Origin of the sequence: Saccharothrix sp. (genome assembly GCF_031180885.1) — a bacterium.
Lineage (GTDB): Bacteria > Actinomycetota > Actinomycetes > Mycobacteriales > Pseudonocardiaceae > Actinosynnema.
Map to the genome: position 1 here is coordinate 1 of NZ_JAPSLK010000069.1, position 16,313 is coordinate 16,313.

Consider the following 16,313-nt stretch of genomic DNA (forward strand, 5'->3'; position numbering starts at 1 on the left):
CAAGCTTCTCACCATCTTGGGCGGAGTGGCCGTCGCGGGGGCGCTGTCCACCACACCGGCCACCGCATCAGCTGACCGCGCAACCGCTCCCGGACCGGGTGTTCGGCGACCAGGACGGCGAGTTCGCGACTTCTCCGGCGTGTGCGGCGAGGGTCGCCAACACCACTCTGACCTGCGGCGGACCGATCGGGACCGGTTCGCCGTCCCGTTCCAGCCGCACCGGTCCCTGCAGTCTCCGCGCGCCCAGGTGGCGTCGTCCACGGACAGTCGCCCGCGGAACGCGGGTCGGCCGTCGGCGGTGAGCAGCGTCCAGGCGATCGCCAGGTCGCAGGCCGGGCCGCCGACACCGCACGTCCCGAAGTCGATGACGGCGGCCAGCTCGCCGTCGTCGAGCAGGAGGTTCCCCGCGGCCATGTCGCCGTGGAACCAGCGCTCGACGCCGTCCCGGCGTGCGTCCAGCGCGGTCTGCCAGATCTCGCGAGCCAGGTCGACGTCGACGTGGCCGCCGAGCTTGGCCAGTGCGCGCTGGGCCAGCTCGTCGTAGGTGCGCAGGGTGCCGCCGCGGAACCAGTTGTGCTTGCCGGGTTGAGGGCCGTCGGTGGTGCCGATGCGTTGGGGCGGCGGGCCGAGGCTCAGCGGTGCTCTCCTCGTTCTGGTGAGCGGGCGGCGCGGTCGGGGGAGGTGACCGCGCCGCCAAGCTACAGGAGTTTGTCTTGCGTGATCGGCAGATCCCGGATTCGGCGGCCGATGGCGTGGTGGACGGCGTTGGCGATCGCGGCCGGGACGCCGGTGATCGGGGTTTCGCCGAAGCCCTTGGTGCCGTTCGGGGACGCCGGGTCGGGTTCGTCGATGAAGATCGCCTCGATGTCGGTCGGGCTGTCGGCGTTCACCGGCAGCAGGTAGGTCGACAGGTTGGGGTTGAGGGTGCGGCCGGTCCGGCGGTCGATGACGGTGTGCTCGGTGAGCGCGTAGCCGATGCCCCAGTTGACGCCGCCGATCACCTGGCCGCGCGCGGTGGTCCGGTTCAGGACCCGGCCCAGGTCGTGGGCGGTCACGGCGCGGGTCACGCGCACCCGGCCGATCCACGGGTCCACGCGGACCTCGACGAACACGACGCCGGTGGTGTAGCCGGGGGCGTTGATGTGCCGGCCGGTGGCGCTCACCGGGCTGCCGTGCCGGCCCATGACGCCTTCGTAGCTGTCGCGGCGGTCCCGGTTGGCGTTGTCGAACAGGAAGCCGTTCTCGATGACGACACGTTCGACGGGGACGCCGTGCAACGCCGACCGCGGATCGGCCACGGCCAGGGCGATCACCTGCTCCCGGACCGATCGGGCCGCCTTGTCGAGCGCCACGGAGACGCTGGGGACGGTCACCGACGCGGCCGAGAAGCCGGCGGCGGGGAAGTTGGTGTCGCCCAGGTCGAAGCGCACCGAGCCCATGGGCATGCCCAGCGACTCGGCCAGGATCTGGGTCATCACCGTGTACGTCCCGGTGCCGATGTCGTGGGTGGCGCTGCGGGCGACCGCTTTGCCGTCCACGCCGATCTCCACCACGGCGTTGGCCTGCCGCGACCGGTAGGTGTGCGCCTCGGTGGCCATGCCGTAGCCGATGAACTCGCGTCCGTCGCGCATGGACCCCGGTCGCGGGTCGCGCTTGGCCCAGCCGAAGGCCTCCGCCGCCCGGCGTGCGCACTCGGCGAGGTTGGCGTTGCCGATGGGGCCGCCGGTTTCGGGGTTGACGTCGGTGTAGTTGCGCAGGCGCAGCTCCACCGGGTCCATGCCGATCTCGTGCGCCAGCTCGTCGAGCGCGGTCTCCAGGCCGAACAGCGGGGGACCCTCCGGCGAGCGCATGAAGTGCGGTGTGGAGATGTCCAGCCGCACGCCGTGCTGGCGGACGTGCAGGTCCTTGATGTCGTACAGCAGCCAGGACGTCTCGCTGGTGTTGAAGATCCGGTGCTCGGTCCGGGACAACTGCTGGTTGCTGAAGCTGTACAACGCGGTCAGCTTGCCCTGCCGGGTGCCGCCCAGCGCCACGCGGTGGAAGAACTGCGCGCGGTACCCGGACGCGGTGTACATCTGGGCCCGGGTCAGCACCAGCTTCACCGGCTTGCCGAGGATGCGCGCGACGGCGGCGGTGAGCACGGTGTGCGGCCACACGGGGGCCTTCGCGCCGAACCCGCCGCCCAGGTACGGGGCGAGCACGCGGATGTTCTCCGGCGGCACCCCCAGCGCCTTGGACACCACGCCCTGCGTGAGGTTGATGCTCTGCGTGGAGTCGTGCAGGGTCAGCCGGTCGCCCTCCCACACCGCGACGGTCGCCGACGTCTCGATGGGGTTGTGGTGGTGCACCGGGCTGGTGAACGTGTGGTCCACCTTCACCTCGGCGCGCTCCAGGGCCGCGTGCGCGTCGCCGAGCTTGACCTCGTACGGCCCCTCGGGGCCCGGTGGGGGCAGGAAGTCCTCGCCCGGGGCGTCCTCCAGCGCGATCTTCGGCTGCTCGACGGCGTACCGGACGTCCACCAGGTCGGCGGCCTCGCGCGCCTGCTCCCAGGTCTCCGCCACGACGTAGGCGATCGGCTGGCCGTCGTGGTGGATCGTGGTGTCCTGCAACGGCATGAACCCCTTGGGGTACGGGGCCGCCGGGACGGTCAGGCGGGGCATGTCGAGGTGGCTGAACACCGCTATGACGCCCGGCGCCGCGGCGGCGCGCGAGACGTCGAACGAGGTGATCCGGCCGCGCGCGATGGTGCTGGTGGCCAGGTAGCCGTGCACCACACCGGGAATGTGGACGTCGGCGGCGTACTTCGCGCCGCCGGTGACCTTGGCGTACCCCTCCACGCGGGGGACGGCGCGCCCGACGGGACTGTTCACCGCACACCCCCGAGGTCGTGCAGGACGCGGCTCACCGCGCGCTGCAACAGCTCCACCTTGAACGCGTTGTGCTGCCGCGGTTCCGCGCCCGAAACCGCGGCCCGGCACGCCGCCTCGATGGTCGAACCGTTCAGTTCCTTGCCCCGCAGAGCGTCCTCGGCCGCGAACGACCGCCACGCCTTGGTCGCCACGCCGCCGAACGCCAGCCGCACGTCCCGGACGTGCCGACCGCGCAAGTCGAGAGCCGCCGCCACGGACACCACGGCGAACTCGAACGTGGCCCGGTCGCGCAGCTTCAGGTACCGGGACTTCCCGGCGAAGTGCGAGAACGGCAGTTCCACGCCGACGATCAGCTCCCCGTGCTCCAGCACGTTCTCCCGGTGCGGGGTGTCCCCCGGCACCACCTGGAACTCGCCGAACGGGATGCGCCGCTCGCCCCGCGGCCCCGACGTCAGCACCACGGCGTCCACGGCCAGCAGCGACACGCCCAGGTCACCCGCGCTCACCGCGATGCAGTGGTCGCTCCCGCCGAACACCGCGTGCCACCGGTTCTCCCCGCCCAGCGCCGGGCACCCGCTGCCGGGTACCCGCTTGTTGCACGGCGACGCGGCGTCGCGGAAGTACCCGCACCGGGTGCGCTGCACCAGGTTCCCGCCGATGGAGGCCATGTTGCGGATCTGCGGCGACGCCGAGGCCAGCAGCGCCTCGGCCACCACCGGGAACCGGTGCCGCACGAAGCGGTGCGCGGCCACGTCGGCCATCCGGGACCAGCCGCCCAGGCGCACGTTGCGCGCGCCGATGGTGATCCTGTCCAGCCCCATGCCGTTGACGTCCACGAGCCGGTCGTGGGTCTGCGCGCCGTCGCGCATCAGGTTGAGCAGGTCCGTCCCGCCGGAGACGAAGGCCGCGCCGGGCCGTTCGGCGACCAGCCGGACCGCGTCGGCGGGGTCCTTCGCCCGCACGTACTCGAAGTTCTTCACGACCGCGGCTCCTTCGCCGCGTCGCGCACGGCGGCCACGATGTTGGGGTAGACCGCGCAGCGGCACAGGTTCCCGCTCATCCACTCGCGGATCTCGTCGGTGGACCGGGTGTGCCCCTCCTCGATCACCGCCACCGCCGACATGACCTGGCCGGACGTGCAGGCGCCGCACTGGAAGGCGTCGTGCCGGATGAAGGCCTCCTGCACCGGGTGCAGCCGGCCGTCGCGGGCCAGGCCCTCGACCGTGGTGATCTCGCGGCCCTCCTGCATCACCGCGAGGGTGAGGCAGGACTTGATCCGGCGGCCGTCCACGTGCACCGTGCACGCGCCGCACTCGCCCCGGTCGCAGCCCTTCTTCGCGCCGGTCAGGTCGAGCCGCTCGCGCAACGCGTCGAGCAGCGTCACGCGCGCCTCGACGGTCAGCTCGTGCGGTTTCCCGTTGACCCGCAGGGTGATGGGAACGCCGGTGGCGGCCTCCGTTCGGGCGGGGGCCGCCGACGCCTCCAGCACGGGGTGGGCGACCGCTCCGGCGACCGCCGCACCACCCGCCTTCAACACCGTTCTGCGCTTGTGCCGGGACGCCCCGGCTTCTTCGGTCATGATCCTCTCCTGTTGCCGATGGACAGCTCGAGCCGGGCAGGCGGAGTGCCGCCGGGCTGCTCGGGGAACGCCTTGCACAGCAGCCAGTAGCCGCCGCCGGCGAAGGCGAAGGGGACGACGCAGCTCAGGTCGACGCCGCCCGCGAGATCGGCCCACGGGCCGACGTAGACCGCGTTGTCGGCCAACGCGAAACCCACGGCCACGGCCGGGACGAACGCCACGAACGCGCGCGGGTCGAATCCGCCGGCGAACCAGTAGCGGCCCCGCCCCAGCAGCTCTTCCGGGGCGTAACGACCGCCGCGCAGCGCGAAGCCGACCAGCATGATCGCCGACCAGGGCGCGATCAGCAGCAGGAGGAAGAGGACGAACGTGGAGATCGAGTCGATCGCGTCGTACACGACGGCGCCCGCGTACAGCACGAGGACGCCCACGGCGGCCGCCGCGACGGTACAGGTGACCCGGGAAGCGTTGCGGAACAACGAGTTCGCCGTCAGACCGGCCGCGTAGACGCACAGCGCGCCCTGCGGCAGCGTGCCGAAGAACCCGAACACGATCACGAACGCGGTGAACCAGCCCGGCACCGCATCGGTCAGGCCGATCACCCACGGCACCGAGTGGTCGGTGATCACCGTGCTCGCCATGATGCCGATGAGCACGGCGATGGCGTTGCTGAGGAACATGCCGACGCCGGTGAACCACACCGCTTCCCGGTCGGTGGTGCCCGGCCGCAGGTGGCGGGAGTAGTCGCCCTGGAGGGTCGCGTAGGTGATCGGCACGGTCACCCCGAAGGTCACGCCCAGCAGCCAGGTGCGCCAGAAGTCGCCCAGCACCGGCTCACCGGCCGCGCCGGGGTCGAACCCGGGCAGCAGCGCCGCCACCAGGCCCGCCAGCACCAGACCGCCGATCACCGTCACGGCCTTGTAGGTGGTCAGCAGGGCGCGGTAGCCGAAGATCGCGACCAGCACCACGGCCAGCGCGACCGGCGGGACGACCAGCACCAGGTCACCCCACCCCACCAGCCGCCGCAACGCCGCCACCACGGCGGTCGCCCCGGTCCACACCGCGATCGCGAAGAACCCGATGGCCACGCACAGCGTGATCAGGTTGGTCACCACCCGGCCCCGCACGCCGAAGTGCGCCGCGCTGGACACCGCGTCGGTCGCGCCCGTGCGCATCCCGAACCGCACCAGCGGGGCGAACACGAACGTGCCGATCAGCAGCCCGACCAGCGCGGACGTCGCGCTCCCCCACCAGCCCAGCCCGAAGCTCACCGGCACCGACCCGAGCACCACCACGCCGAAGGAGAACTGGGCGGAGTGCCAGATCCACAGGAACTCGTGCGGTCTCGTGGTGCGCTCGGCGGGGTCGACCAGCTCGTGACCGGTCTGCGACGCGGACATGCGGTCTCCTCAGGGGAAGGGGTGGGTAGACCCCGCCCCGCGGCGGGGGAAGGCCGCGGGACGGGGTCCGGTCTTCTCAGCGCAGGGGGTAGGGCAGCCCGTCACCGGTCAGCGGCGTCACCTTCAGCGAGCCGCAGACCGGGCCGGACACCTGGTCCCCCGTGGTCAGTTCGAACGTGGAGTGGTGCAGCGGGCAGGTGATGCGCAGCTTGCGGTCGTTGACGTAGCCGAACAGCAGCCGCCCCTTGCGGTGCGGGCACTCGGCCTGGGTCAGGAACCGCTGTCCCCGCACCTCGACCAGCAGCAGGTCGCCGTTGAGCTGCCGCACGGACACGCCGTCCTGCCGCCGCGGCAGCGGCTGGACCGCCGGCACGTCCCCGACCGCCGCCGCCGCGCCGGGAGCGACCGCCACGTCGGCCTCGGTGGTCACGCGACCTCCTTGGCCCGCGCGACCGCCGCGTCGACCGCCTCGGCGACGACGGCGCTGGTCAGCTCCACGCCGGCCCACACCTTGCGCAGGTCCACGCCCCGCTCCTGGTCCAGCTCGCGGATCGCGGTCTGCATCTGCTTGCTGTGGAAGGCGTCGATGTAGAGGTGCTCGGTGTAGTACCGGTCCTGCTCCAACCCCAGCCGCTTGCCCGCCGCGGCGAAGCTGCGGAACGCGTAGAGCACGCTGGACTCGAAGTAGGAGTAGGCGCCGAGGAAGTAGTCCGGCTCCGGGGCGCGGGCCGCCAGCCAGTAGAACAGGTTGACGAAGCCCAGCACCTCGTCCGCCGCCCGCTCGACGTGGTGGTCGAGGTCGGTCGGCAGCCCCAACTCGGTGAGCAGCTTGGCGTAGAGCCCCGCGTGCTCCTGGTCGTCGTTGCCGCAGCCGAACTCGTCGATCAGCACCCGGAACACGGCCATCCGCGAGCGCGACGGCAGCCGCGGGATGATCGCCAGCAGCGACTGCGACTCGATGAGCCCGTCCACCGCGAACTGCGAGACGATCTCCTTGAACTGCGCCAGGTTCGCTTCCTCGGTGATGAACAGGTCGCTCGCCGAGGGGTTGGCCTCCTCCTCCGCCAGCCGCTCGCCCAGTGCCTTCACCAGCTCGCCGCGCGAGGCGAACGCCGGGGCCGCCGCTTCCAGCGCGTCGGCGCGCTGGACGAAGAACTCGCGTTCCAGCCGGCGGATCTCGGCGTACTCGACGGCGGAGGGCACCGACCGGTTGAGCCGGTACAGCCGGCGCGCGGCGCTCATGCCGCCACCTTCTCCGGCACCACCCGCGCGGTCGAGATGACACCGCGCCGCACCAGCTCCTCCTTCAGCGGCCGGTACCACTCGTCGCCGAACAGCCCGTACGCCTCGCAGGCGGCGTTGATGCGGTCCTGCAGCTCCGGCCGCGGGTCGGTGAGCATCTCGTTGCACAGACCCGGTTCCACGTTGAGCAGCGGGCCGATGAACCCGGCGATGCCGGTGACCTGGAGCAGCAGGTTCTCCCAGCCCTCGAACACCGGGATGCCGGTGCCCGCCCGGGTCATCGCGTTGGTGTACTCCGCCGAGCCGCTGGACTCCTTGATGCCGACGATGCCGGGCAGCTCGCAGATGCGCAGCAGGGTGTCCAGCTCGATCTTGTTGCCGGACACGGCTTCCTCGTTGTAGAGGAAGATCCCGACGCCGACCGCCTCCCGGATGGCGCGGAAGTGCTCGACGATCTGGTCCTGCGTCACGTCCGGCCCGTACGGGGTGGTGACGACCACCGCGTCCACGCCCGCGTCCACCGCCACCTTGGCCCGCGCGACGACCTGCGCGGTGGTGGGCAGCTGGATGCCCGACAGCACGGGCAGGCCGCGGGAGTGCTTGACGGTGTAGGTGACCACGTCCACCCACTGCCGGTCCGACAGCTTCCAGCCCTCGCCGGTGCTCAGCGCCGGCATCAGGCCGTCGACCTTGCCCTCCAGCGAGCCGATGAGGTTGTCCACATCGGACTCGGCCACCTCGCCGCGCGCGTCCAGCGGCGTGACGAGCGGAACGATCGTGCCCCGGTAGCTCATGCCCCACCTCCCACGCGCAGGACCAGCGACTGCTTGTAGAGACCTTCCAGCGGCTGCGGGAACGCCGACTCGACGTCCGGCAGCTCGCCCAGCGGCAGGTCGTCCCGGGCGGTCAGCTCCGGGTCGACGGTGTAGAGGGTGCCGCCGCGGTTGAGCACGACGGCCGCGGTCAGCCGGTTGCGCAGCGACAGCCCGGCCAGTTCCGGGGACTCCAAGGCGCGCTTGAGGTCGTCCTCGGTGTAGCCGATCCGGTCGATCTTCATCTCGGTGTGCAGGACGTCCATGAACGGGTAGTAGGCGTCCTGCTCCGCGCGGCGGTAGCCCCACACCAGGTCGTCGCACGCGCCGACCTGCTCCAGCGGCATCACCGCGCCGGTGCCCAGGCGGGCGACGAAGAACGCCTTGCCGCGCCGCCGGGTCGCCTCGTCGATGCTGTTCATCGCCATGAACAGCGACGCGTCGATGATCGCCTCACCACTCATTGCGGTTCAGCACCTCGCGCATGGCGGTCATGGCGGCGGCGAACATCTCCGGCTCGCGGGCCAGCGCCAGCCGCACGTAGCGCTCGCCGCGGGCCGGCTCGTGCCAGAAGAAGTACGTGCCGGGCAGCACGTAGACCTCGTTCTCCAGCAGCTTCTCCTGCAGGCGGGACGCGGTCAGGTGCTCGGGCTTGATGCGGAACCACGCCACGCTGACGTTGACCGTCGGCTCGACGTACTCCAGCACGTCGCCGTCGAGCGCTTCCTTGGCCAGCTTGCGGTTCTCCGTGATGACGTTGCGCACCGAGGCGAAGCCGTCCTCGATGGAGTCCTCGACGTAGTTGGCCACCATGTTGAGCACGAACGGCGAGACGTTGAGCAGCACGGAGGTGTGGAGGTTGTAGACCTCCTCCAGGATGTCGTCGCTGGGCGTGATCATGGCGCACTTGGCGTCCTGGATCGGCCAGGTCTTGCCGGTGTCCTCGATCGCCAGGTAGGTCACGCCGGAGTTCTCCAGCAGCTCGTAGATGTCGACCCGGCCGATCCGCTCGTCGGCCAGGGCGAACGCGGCGAAGCACTGGTCGATCAGCAGCACCTTGTCGTGGTCGACGCAGAACCGGACGACCTCCTCGAAGCCGCTGCGGCCGTCCTTGAGGAGGCTGAACCCGGTGGGGTTGTTGGGGTCGACCAGGAACAGCGCGTCGGTCCGGACCTCGCGGACGAGGTTGTCGTAGATGGTCGACACGTCGTGGATGTTGGCCTCGTCGATCGGCCGCACGTCGACCTGCATGTTCTTGAGCAGGTCCACCAGGTTGTCGAAGCACGGCTCGACCAGGGTGACCGACATGTTGCGGTTCTTGAGGAACATCGCCGCGACCATGGTGGAGATGCTGGCCGCGTAGGACAGCATCGTCTTGTCCTTGGGCGCGTTGGGTTGCCGGTGGAGCCGGAAGAACGAATCGATGAAGCGCTTCTCGTAGTAGGACTGGAGACCCTGCTCGGCCTCGTACCACAGCTCCGGTAAGCTCGCGACGATCTTCTCCTGGCTGCGCGACTGGCGCTGGTGCGTGTGCGCGTCGGCGAGGTTGAAGCGGGTCTTCAGGGCCAGGATCTCGTGCTGGGTGAGGTCGACGAAGCCGCTGACGTCGGGCGTGGTCGTCGTGGTGTCCGTACTGGTGCTCATCGAGGAATACCCCCAGGATAGTTTTCGACACAGACGAGCACCGGGAACCGAATCGTCCCGGTCGTTTTGATTGATCGGAATGCACGCGAGTGACAGGTGGACAAGTCCGCCGATCCCCCGTTTCGGTGTCTGACTCTCCGCTGCTGCGGCACTGCCCACCGTAACCAGGGTAACTCCGCCGTAACAATAACAAGCCGATCACGATTGAACCGCCGACCGAAAGGCGGCTATTGCACCGCCGTCGGGGGCAATGCGCGCTTCAATTCACGCCATTGGGATTCGCTATGGCTGCGGATGTGCGAAATCCCAGCCGAACGGCCGGGATTTGCTCGCGCGAGGGCCGGCGACCTGGGACGACGCCGGCGGAGAGGGCTTCTTATGCGGCAGCGCGTTTGACCAGTTCGGGGACTGCTTCGGGTTCGTCCCGGCTGATCACGGGCCATCCGACGCCGTAATCGCCGACCCAACTCACCTCGATACCCGGGTTCGCGTAGTCGGTGCCGTCGGGCAGGAACAGGTGCGGACTGCAGTTCACCGTTTCGGTCGCGGAAATCGCCGCCTGGGCGGACAACGCGCGTCTGGCTCGGCCGTCGTCGAGCGCTTCGGCGAGTGCGGTGACGTCCACCGCGCCGGTTCTCTCCGCCACGTCCAGGATGACGTGGTAGTTGGCGATGCTCCGACTTTCCGCCCAAAACGCTCTGCGCAGCGCCAAATCGAGCTGTTCGGACGCGGCGAAGCCCTGTTCCTTCGCCGCTTGCACGGCTTCCAGCGCGAGCAGGGTGCTGGACGGGTAGAGCCAGTCCTTGTCCTGCCACAGCTGCCAGCCGGCGTCGGGTTCCAGGCTCGCGGTCCGGCCGACCTCGCTGTCGGTGCCGGTGCGCGGGCTGGGGGCCTTGTTCAGCAGTTCCAGCGGGAACGCGCGGTGGTCGAACGAGACCCGGTCCTCCAGGCCCAGCTCGCGCCGCGCCTTGTGCAGGCGGTGCACGGTCACGTGGGCGAAGGAGCACCAGATGTCGGAGAAGATCACGACGACCCCGGGCGGGGGCGTCAGGTCGTGCGTGGACATGCCTGCCCTTTCCGGGGTTTTTCAGCGGGACAGTTCGGCGCGCGCGGCGGCGAGTTCGGCCTCGTGCCGCTCCAGCACCGCTTCCACCTCGACGTCCTCCGGCGGCAGCCACGGCGTCATGGTGGGGATCTTGCGCATCGCTTCCAGCAGGGCGTCGGTGCGGCCGGTCGCGACGGGACCGTGCGCGCTGAGCACCGTCTTCGGGTTGACCGCGCGGATCAGGTCGATCACCTTGTCGAACTTCTCCTGGTCCACCAACGACGTCCACGGCGCGTTGGCGCGGGTGAACAGGGCCAGGCCGTCGTAGTAGTCGGACTCGGCGACGTCCTGGGCGTGGGAGGCGAACTCCGGCAGCACGGCGCCGAAGCTGTCCGCGCTGAACAGGGTTTCCAGCTTCTGGTCGTAGACGGCGATGGTGGACGGCGCGTCGTAGGCGGGCGGGCGCAGCACGGTGATGCGGCGGTCGCCCAGGTCCAGCGAGCGACCGGGGTTGACCGCGCGGACCCGGTGCTGCGGCACGTTCCAGTACTCGGCGAGGCGGTCCACCGAGAGCTGGTTGGTGACCAGGGTTGCGTTGGGCGCGGCGGCCAGGATCTCGCGCAGGCTGCCCACGTGGTCGCGGTCGTCGTGGGTGACGATGACCCACTTCAGGTCCTGCGGGTCGACCAGGTTCCACACCGCCTGGTCGAACTGGCCCGCGTCGATCGGCAGGCCCGCGTCGATCAGGACCGGTTCGTGCGCGCGGATGAGGTACGAGTGCACGGGTAACACGCCCGCACCCGCGATCGGCAACTGCGACGGCAGCACGAAAACCTCGGGCGCGGCGTTGTAAGGCGTCAGCACGGCGTCTCACTTCCGGGTCGGGGCGGGGTCTCTCACTTGGCGATCTGCACGAGCACGGAGCCGGCGATGAGCAGGGCGACGCCGACGAGGCGGGCGGTGGTGAGCTTGCGGCGGGGCAGGCGGAACAGCCCGTGCTGGTCGATGACCGCGGACGCGAGCTGCTGGCCGGTCACGGTGAACGCGACCGTGGTCGCCGCGCCGATCTCGGGGATGAGCAGGAAGGTGACCGTCACGTAGGCCGCCGCGCACGCGCCGCCCAGCCAGCCCCACCACGGCATCCCCTTGAGCCCGTCGAGCTTGGGCTTGGGCGTCTTGCCCGCCGAGACCAGGACGGCGAGCACGACCGCGATCGCGGCCACCGCGACGATGAAGCTGACCAGCGCGACCGCGAACGGCGCGCCGAGGTCGCCGCGCAGCTTGGCGTTGACCGCGCCCTGCACGGGCAGCACGCCGCCCGCGACGACGCCGAGCACGATCCAGCCGGCCTGGGTGCCCAGCGCGGGCCGGGTGTCGGCGGGCGTGGCCGTGCCGGGACCGGCCTTGATCGCCTGGTTCTGGCCGCGCACGACCACCGAGATGCCGACGACGACGGCCGCCGCGCCGACCACGATCAGCAGGTTCAGCGGCACCTGCTTGACGCCGACGTAACCGCCGAGGTCGAGCACGAGCGAGGCGAGCATCTGGCCGGTCACCCACAGGCCGACCGTGGTCACCGCGCCGAGCCGGGGGATCAGCAGGATGCCGCTGGTGATGTAGAGGGGGCTGGCGAGACCGCCGAGCAGGTGCCACCAGGTCGCGTCCCCGACCCCGCCCAGCGCGCCCAGGCTGCCGGTCAGGATCGCCACCGCGGCCAGCAGCACCGCGGCGACCGAGAGCTGGAGGGTCGAGGCCCCGTAGGGGGTGCCCACCGCCCGGTTGAGCTGGAGGTTCACCGACGCCTGCACCGCCAGGAGCGTGCCGACCAGCAGCGCCGATGCCAGGAGAGCGAGGTACATGCCGGCCATGCTAAGCACTAAGTGGACGCAGTGTCCACTTAGTGGCTTCGAGGCCTTATGGTGGTCCGCATGTCGATCGAGGTCGCCCTGACGGGCGGCGGGCGTCCCCGCGAGCGCGCCGACGCCGCGCGCAACCGCACCAAGGTGCTGGCCGCCGCCGAGCGGCTGTTCGCCGAGGCCGGCGGCACGACCGGGGTCACCATGGAGGACATCGCCCGCGCGGCCGGCGTGGGCCGGGCCACCCTGTACCGCCGCTACCCCGACCCGACGTCCATCGCGCAGGCGTTGCTGGACGCGCACGAGACCGAGTTGCAGGAGTCGATCCTGCGCGGCGGCCCGCCGCTGGGGCCGGGCGCACCGCCGCGCGCGCGGCTCTCGGCGTTCTACGCGGCGATGGTGGACCTGCTGGAACGGCACCTGCACCTGGTGCTGGGCGCGGAGACCGGACGTGCGCGGTTCCGCACCGGCGTGTACGCGTTCTGGCGCAGGCACGTGCAGTTGCTGCTCGCCCCCGGCACGCCCCAGGCCGTGGTGGACGCCCTCATGGCCCCGCTCGCGCCCGAGCTGTACGACTACCAGCGGCGGGTGCGGGGCCTCACGCCGGCCGAGATCGTCGCCGGCCTGGAGTGGCTGAGCGCGCGCTGCACCTGACCGCTTCGGGTTTGCCGGGATCGCCGCATGTCAGGGGTTGTTCACGCATCCTTCCGGATGCCCGTAGGTGGACAGCGCGTCCACTTATGCCACTATGGCGGTGGCCCGTGGAAGCCGCGAAACCTGGAAGGACGTTTCATGGACAAGAGCAAGATCGGGATCGTCTTCGGCAGCCTCACGCCGCCGGAAGGGCTGACCGCGGGCGCGGCGCAGGCGGAACGGCTCGGGTTCGGCGAGGTGTGGTTCTCCGAGGACTGCTTCTTCACCGGCGGCCTGTCCGGCCTGACGCTGCTGCTCGCCGCCACCGAGCGGGTGCCCGCCGGCCTGGGGCTGGCCAGCGTCGTCACCCGGCACCCGGCCGTGCTGGCCATGGAACTGGCGGGCCTGGCCCGCACGTACCCGGGTCGGGTGCGCGCGACCATCGGTCTGGGCAACGGTTTCTGGCTCCAGCAGATGGGGTTGACGCCGGCCAAGCCGCTGACCGCGGTGACGGAGACGTTAGACGTCCTGCGCGACCTGCTGGCCGGGCAGAACGTCAACCGGACCACCAGCGCGCACCACTACGGCGACATCAAGCTGGAGTTCCCGCCGGAGCAGGTGCCGGAGCTGTGGATCGGCGCGGTGAACGAGAAGGCGCTGCGCGCGGCCGGAGAGAAGGCCGATGGCGTGCTGCTGTCGGTGCTGTCCGGTCCCACTTACGTGAACTGGGCGCGGGGTCTGGTGGACGAGGCCGGCCGCGACCTCCCGCTGACCGCGTTCGTGCTGGCCGCGGTGGACGACGACGACCAGGCCGCGCGGGACGCCGTGCGCGGGGCGGTCGGTTTCTTCCTCAAGGCCGAGTCCCACACGGCTCTGGTGGGGCAGTCGCCGTACGCGGAGGACATCCGCAAGCGGGTCGCGGCTCTGGCCGCTGATGAGGACCTGGTCGTCGAGGACGAGTGGGTGGACGAGTTCGCGGTGGCCGGGAGCCCGGGCAAGGTGCGCGCGCAGTTGCGGGGTCTGCTGGACGCCGGGGCCACGTCGCTGGGGCTGTGGCTGTTCCCGCCGGACCAGGCGGAGACCCAGTTGGAGCGCATCGCGAACGAGGTCCTGGCGGGCTGATCCGGTTTCCTCTGGGCTGATTTCCTCTGGGCTGGCTTCCTCTGGGCTGATTTCCCACGGGCTGACCGGACACCCCGAGCCGGTCAGGGGACGGCGTTCTGCCACGCGCCGGCAGGACGCCGTCCCTTTCAGCGCTTTCGGAACGCGGCGCGGTAGGCGTTCGGGGTGGTGCCCACGACGTCCTTGAAGTGGTCGCGGAACGTTGTGGTGGAGCCGAAACCGACCTCGGCCGCGATGCGGTCCACGGTGTGCGCGGTGGCTTCCAGCAGGTGTTGGGCCCGGCGGACCCGGGATCGGACGAGCCAGCGGACCGGGGTGGTGCCGGTCTGTTCGCGGAAGCGGCGGTTGAGGGTCCGGGTGCTCATGCCCGCGCGGGCGGCGATGGTCGCGGGCGTCAGGTCGGTCGTGGCGTTCTCCTCCATCCATTGCAGCAGCGGCTCGAACGTCGAACCGCGCGGCACGGGCGGTTGGTCGTGGACCACGAACTGTGCTTGCCCGCCTTCGCGTTCCAGTGGCATCACGGACAGGCGAGCGGCGTCGGCGGCGACCGAGGAGCCGTGGTCGCGGCGGATGAGGTGCAGGCACAGGTCCAGGCCGGCGGCGGCGCCGGCGGAGGTGAGGAACTGGCCGTTGTCCACGTAGAGCACGGTGGGGTCGACCTCGACGGCCGGGTGCAGTCGGGCCAGTTCGGGTGCGGCGGCCCAGTGCGTGGTCGCCCGGAGCCCGTCGAGCAGGCCGGTGGCGGCCAATGTGAACGCCCCTGAGCAGATCGACGCTATGCGCACTCCTTTGGCTGCCGCTTCTTGCAGGGCGTCGACCACTTCTTTTGGCAGGGGTGCGGTCGGGTCGACGCATCCTGGCAGCACGACGGTGTCCGCTGTGTGCAGGGCGTCGAGGCCCCACGGGGCGGTGAGGGTGAACGCGCCGGCGTCGATGGTCGGTGTGGTGGCGCAGATCCGGACCTCGTAAGGGCGGCGGCCGTCGGGGAGGCGGGTGCGGGTGAACACCTCGATCGGGGTGGAGAGGTCGAACGGGATGACCCCGTCCAGCGCGAGGACGGCCACGATGTGCATGCGCCGACAGTAGGTGGTGGCGAGATCCCGTTGGTTCCTGTCCTCCGTAGCGCTCCCCGATGGTGCGTGATCTTCCTACGGTCGCTTCATGACCTATGTGGTGCCGATCCTGATCGGGTTGTTGTACGTCGCGCTGAACTCGCTGATTCCTGAACGCCACCGCCGTCCGTTCAACGCCGTGCTGGTGGGTGGGGCCGGGGCGGCTTATCTCAGTGGTGGCGGGTTCGGGGTGTGGGAGTTCGCGTTCACCGTCGTGGCGACGTACGTGGCGTTCCGGGGATTGCGGTCGTGGACGTTCATCGGCGTCGCATGGCTGCTGCACACCGCGTGGGACTTCGCGCACCACGTGAAGGGCAGTCCGATCATCCCGTTCGCCGAGCACTCTTCGCTGGGTTGCGCGATCTGCGATCCCGTGATCGCGGTGTGGTGCTTCGCGGGCGGGCCTTCGATCACACGTCTTCGAGGCCTAGTGCGCTCCACACGCGGTCGAGGACGCGGTCACGCCGAACCGCATCAAGGTCTTCAAAACCGGCGGTGACCAGTCCGTCGACCACGACGTCCAGGGTGTCCGCGACAACCTCCGGGTCTGCCGCCCCCGACCGCTGGACCAGGCCGCGGAGGTGTTCGCCCCACCAGGCGTTGAAGCCGTCGAGTTCGGTGCGGAGGACGGGTTCGGTCGGGGCGGCGATCAGCAGGGACAGCCAGAACCGGTGCACCTGGTCTTGGAGGTCGGCCACCGCCCAGCGCACCAGTGCCCGCAGGGGGTGGGGGCCTTCCGCCATCGCCCGTTCGGCTTGGGCGCGGCGCACTTCCAGTTCCCGGCGGACGGCGAGGCGCAGCAGTTCGTCGCGGCTAGAAACATAGTGAGTGACGACGGACGTGGACGCGCGCAGGTGGTCGGCGACGGCGCGGATGGTGACGGCGGCGAACCCGCGTTCGGCGGCGATGGCGACGACCGCGTCGGACACGGCGGCGAGGCGGGCGGCGGGGTCTACCTGGCGGGGCACGCGTCGAGCCTACCTTGTCATGCAACATGC

General features: G+C 70.6%; 18 protein-coding genes. 3 read left to right on the forward strand and 15 right to left on the reverse strand.

Annotated features, from left to right (window positions below; all coding sequences use genetic code 11):
- The 13 genes from RIN75_RS39045 to RIN75_RS39105 form a co-directional block, all read right to left on the reverse strand.
- Positions 1–636: phosphotransferase (locus RIN75_RS39045; RefSeq protein ID WP_309117182.1), on the reverse strand; the 636-nt coding region annotated here is incomplete at its 3' end.
- Between the two features lie 62 nt (positions 637–698).
- Complete coding sequence (locus RIN75_RS39050; protein ID WP_309117145.1) at positions 699–2,870, reverse strand: xanthine dehydrogenase family protein molybdopterin-binding subunit; 2,172 nt, start codon at positions 2,868–2,870, stop codon at positions 699–701.
- Positions 2,867–3,850 carry a xanthine dehydrogenase family protein subunit M gene (locus tag RIN75_RS39055; protein WP_309117146.1) on the reverse strand — a complete coding sequence of 328 codons (984 nt, stop codon included), beginning with the start codon at positions 3,848–3,850 and terminating at the stop codon, positions 2,867–2,869. The genes RIN75_RS39050 and RIN75_RS39055 overlap by 4 nt, the downstream gene beginning before the upstream one ends.
- Positions 3,847–4,449 (reverse strand): 2Fe-2S iron-sulfur cluster-binding protein, encoded by a 603-nt coding sequence (locus tag RIN75_RS39060; RefSeq protein ID WP_309117147.1) that lies wholly within the window; start codon positions 4,447–4,449, stop codon positions 3,847–3,849. The genes RIN75_RS39055 and RIN75_RS39060 overlap by 4 nt, the downstream gene beginning before the upstream one ends.
- Positions 4,446–5,849: a cytosine permease gene (locus RIN75_RS39065; protein WP_309117148.1), complete on the reverse strand. Its 1,404-nt coding sequence runs from the start codon at positions 5,847–5,849 to the stop codon at positions 4,446–4,448. The genes RIN75_RS39060 and RIN75_RS39065 overlap by 4 nt, the downstream gene beginning before the upstream one ends.
- Positions 5,850–5,925: 76 nt before the next feature.
- Complete coding sequence (locus RIN75_RS39070; protein ID WP_309117149.1) at positions 5,926–6,279, reverse strand: Rieske (2Fe-2S) protein; 354 nt, start codon at positions 6,277–6,279, stop codon at positions 5,926–5,928.
- Positions 6,276–7,091 carry an iron-containing redox enzyme family protein gene (locus RIN75_RS39075; RefSeq protein ID WP_309117150.1) on the reverse strand — a complete coding sequence of 272 codons (816 nt, stop codon included), beginning with the start codon at positions 7,089–7,091 and terminating at the stop codon, positions 6,276–6,278. The genes RIN75_RS39070 and RIN75_RS39075 overlap by 4 nt, the downstream gene beginning before the upstream one ends.
- Entirely contained in the window at positions 7,088–7,885 is a 798-nt protein-coding gene (locus RIN75_RS39080) for a dihydrodipicolinate synthase family protein (RefSeq protein ID WP_309117151.1), read from the reverse strand. The genes RIN75_RS39075 and RIN75_RS39080 overlap by 4 nt, the downstream gene beginning before the upstream one ends.
- Positions 7,882–8,367 carry a DUF6190 family protein gene (locus RIN75_RS39085; protein WP_309117152.1) on the reverse strand — a complete coding sequence of 162 codons (486 nt, stop codon included), beginning with the start codon at positions 8,365–8,367 and terminating at the stop codon, positions 7,882–7,884. Before RIN75_RS39085 ends, RIN75_RS39080 begins: the two co-directional genes overlap by 4 nt.
- Entirely contained in the window at positions 8,357–9,547 is a 1,191-nt protein-coding gene (locus RIN75_RS39090) for a pyridoxal phosphate-dependent aminotransferase (protein WP_309117153.1), read from the reverse strand. The genes RIN75_RS39085 and RIN75_RS39090 overlap by 11 nt, the downstream gene beginning before the upstream one ends.
- 376 nt (positions 9,548–9,923) lie before the next feature.
- Positions 9,924–10,613 carry a DsbA family protein gene (locus RIN75_RS39095; RefSeq protein WP_309117154.1) on the reverse strand — a complete coding sequence of 230 codons (690 nt, stop codon included), beginning with the start codon at positions 10,611–10,613 and terminating at the stop codon, positions 9,924–9,926.
- Positions 10,614–10,634: 21 nt separating this feature from the next.
- On the reverse strand, positions 10,635–11,456 hold the full coding sequence (locus RIN75_RS39100; protein ID WP_309117155.1) for an MBL fold metallo-hydrolase: 822 nt from the start codon (positions 11,454–11,456) through the stop codon (positions 10,635–10,637).
- A gap of 32 nt (positions 11,457–11,488) precedes the next feature.
- Positions 11,489–12,451: a DMT family transporter gene (locus tag RIN75_RS39105; protein ID WP_309117156.1), complete on the reverse strand. Its 963-nt coding sequence runs from the start codon at positions 12,449–12,451 to the stop codon at positions 11,489–11,491.
- A gap of 69 nt (positions 12,452–12,520) precedes the next feature.
- On the opposite strand from RIN75_RS39105, the gene RIN75_RS39110 reads away from it, so the two are divergent.
- Entirely contained in the window at positions 12,521–13,102 is a 582-nt protein-coding gene (locus tag RIN75_RS39110; RefSeq protein WP_309117157.1) for a helix-turn-helix domain-containing protein, read from the forward strand.
- Positions 13,103–13,240: 138 nt separating this feature from the next.
- Positions 13,241–14,203, forward strand: coding sequence for an LLM class flavin-dependent oxidoreductase (locus RIN75_RS39115; RefSeq protein WP_309117158.1), 963 nt, complete (start codon positions 13,241–13,243; stop codon positions 14,201–14,203).
- Between the two features lie 128 nt (positions 14,204–14,331).
- On the opposite strand, the gene RIN75_RS39120 is transcribed toward RIN75_RS39115, so the two are convergent.
- Positions 14,332–15,276, reverse strand: a complete 945-nt coding sequence (locus RIN75_RS39120) for a helix-turn-helix domain-containing protein (protein WP_309117159.1) — start codon at positions 15,274–15,276, stop codon at positions 14,332–14,334.
- A gap of 88 nt (positions 15,277–15,364) precedes the next feature.
- On the opposite strand from RIN75_RS39120, the gene RIN75_RS39125 reads away from it, so the two are divergent.
- Entirely contained in the window at positions 15,365–15,814 is a 450-nt protein-coding gene (locus RIN75_RS39125) for a DUF6010 family protein (protein WP_309117160.1), read from the forward strand.
- Here the strand turns inward: RIN75_RS39125 and RIN75_RS39130 are convergent.
- On the reverse strand, positions 15,726–16,283 hold the full coding sequence (locus tag RIN75_RS39130; protein WP_309117161.1) for a helix-turn-helix domain-containing protein: 558 nt from the start codon (positions 16,281–16,283) through the stop codon (positions 15,726–15,728). The two genes, RIN75_RS39125 and RIN75_RS39130, sit on opposite strands and share 89 nt — an antisense overlap.
- Positions 16,284–16,313: the final 30 nt, after the last annotated feature.

Coding starts and splice junctions, on each gene's coding strand:
- RIN75_RS39060 (WP_309117147.1), bottom strand. CDS start 4,449: ATGACCGAAGAAGCCGGGGCGTCCCGGCACAAGCGCAGAACGGTGTTG.
- RIN75_RS39065 (WP_309117148.1), bottom strand. CDS start 5,849: ATGTCCGCGTCGCAGACCGGTCACGAGCTGGTCGACCCCGCCGAGCGC.
- RIN75_RS39075 (WP_309117150.1), bottom strand. CDS start 7,091: ATGAGCGCCGCGCGCCGGCTGTACCGGCTCAACCGGTCGGTGCCCTCC.
- RIN75_RS39080 (WP_309117151.1), bottom strand. CDS start 7,885: ATGAGCTACCGGGGCACGATCGTTCCGCTCGTCACGCCGCTGGACGCG.
- RIN75_RS39085 (WP_309117152.1), bottom strand. CDS start 8,367: ATGAGTGGTGAGGCGATCATCGACGCGTCGCTGTTCATGGCGATGAAC.
- RIN75_RS39090 (WP_309117153.1), bottom strand. CDS start 9,547: ATGAGCACCAGTACGGACACCACGACGACCACGCCCGACGTCAGCGGC.
- RIN75_RS39095 (WP_309117154.1), bottom strand. CDS start 10,613: ATGTCCACGCACGACCTGACGCCCCCGCCCGGGGTCGTCGTGATCTTC.
- RIN75_RS39105 (WP_309117156.1), bottom strand. CDS start 12,451: ATGTACCTCGCTCTCCTGGCATCGGCGCTGCTGGTCGGCACGCTCCTG.
- RIN75_RS39110 (WP_309117157.1), top strand. CDS start 12,521: ATGTCGATCGAGGTCGCCCTGACGGGCGGCGGGCGTCCCCGCGAGCGC.
- RIN75_RS39115 (WP_309117158.1), top strand. CDS start 13,241: ATGGACAAGAGCAAGATCGGGATCGTCTTCGGCAGCCTCACGCCGCCG.
- RIN75_RS39120 (WP_309117159.1), bottom strand. CDS start 15,276: ATGCACATCGTGGCCGTCCTCGCGCTGGACGGGGTCATCCCGTTCGAC.
- RIN75_RS39125 (WP_309117160.1), top strand. CDS start 15,365: ATGACCTATGTGGTGCCGATCCTGATCGGGTTGTTGTACGTCGCGCTG.